Raw genomic sequence first — 1,144 nt, 5'->3', positions numbered from 1 at the left:
TTTCTCTGTACACGACAAATTTCACAGAACTCTTATCCTATCAGGCATCTGCCTTCTTAAAATTGCCAGAATTTCCTTAAACTCTTCTTTTTTCCCAAAACCAATTAAACGCTGAATCGCCATTTGAACATAGTCTAAACCATAGCGAAATAAACTCATTGAGAGTCGTCCATGCTTCTTTATTTTTATCGCTTTTTTTTGATCATGTTGCCATTCACCCGTTAAGTAGCACCAACAGAAGCTTATAGCTAAGACCGCAATCAATTTTTTCACTCGTCTAGGGTCTGTCAAGCGCGTATTTTCAAGATTGAATCCTCGTCCTTTGAGACAACTGAATAAGGTTTCAATTTCCCAGCGTAATGCATAATCCTGAATAGCATTGGCATTAAACTGAGGAGAAACGACGAGTAAAAGCTCTCCATTTTCTAACTGTAGTGCACTCATATATAGTTTCACCCGACCAACCAAAATCCGTCGTTTACGACATTCAATTTGACCAAGTTGAAGATGGCGAAATAAATCGCTAATTTTATGATTCTTCCCTAAATGATTGGTGACAATGAAGTTTTTTTAACACGAATGCAGAAGTTGATGTCTTGTTCAATTAACCATGTAAACCACTGCTCACCGATAAACTCTCTGTCTGCGAACACATTCACAATACGGTCTTTACCAAAAATGGATATAAAGCGTTGAATCAAAGCAATCCGCTCTTTCGTATCTGAATTTCCACGTTTATTAAGCAATGTCCAAACGATAGGTATCGCTATTCCACGATAAACGATCGCAAGCATCAGGATATTAATATTTCGTTTTCCCCATTTCCAATTGGTTCTATCTAAAGTCAGTTGCACTTTGTCGAATGAAAACATATTGAAAATCAACTGAGAAATTTGACGATAATCAAAATACTGACCTGCAAAGAAGCGCTGCATACGTCGATAAAATGATTGTGGTAAGCACTTGATGGGCAAGGCTTTAGATGCAGAAGAAAGATTACATGTTTGCTTTAAAATGATCACAAGCATGATGAGCGCAAAGCACTTTAAATGTGACTTGTTCCATTTTAGAGATTTGTTTAAGATAAGATATAACTCATTGAGATGTGTCATAGTATTCGTCGTTAGAAAACAATTATTGTGAC

The 1,144-nt window shown here is 36.6% G+C and carries 1 protein-coding gene; it reads right to left on the bottom strand.

Going from position 1 to position 1,144, the window contains the following annotated elements; genetic code table 11:
• Positions 1–21: 21 nt before the first annotated feature.
• Positions 22–1,112, bottom strand: a protein-coding gene (locus FTT87_RS15870; protein ID WP_100607964.1) for an IS4 family transposase whose coding sequence is annotated in 2 segments (ribosomal slippage) — positions 22–572 and positions 572–1,112 — 1,092 coding nt in all. Because the reading frame shifts where the segments join, the coding sequence is not laid out codon by codon here.
• Positions 1,113–1,144: the final 32 nt, after the last annotated feature.

Origin of the sequence: Acinetobacter sp. YH01022 (assembly GCF_013420235.1) — a bacterium.
Taxonomy (GTDB): Bacteria; Pseudomonadota; Gammaproteobacteria; order Pseudomonadales; family Moraxellaceae; genus Acinetobacter.
This window is presented reverse-complemented; position numbering and strand designations above follow the sequence as displayed.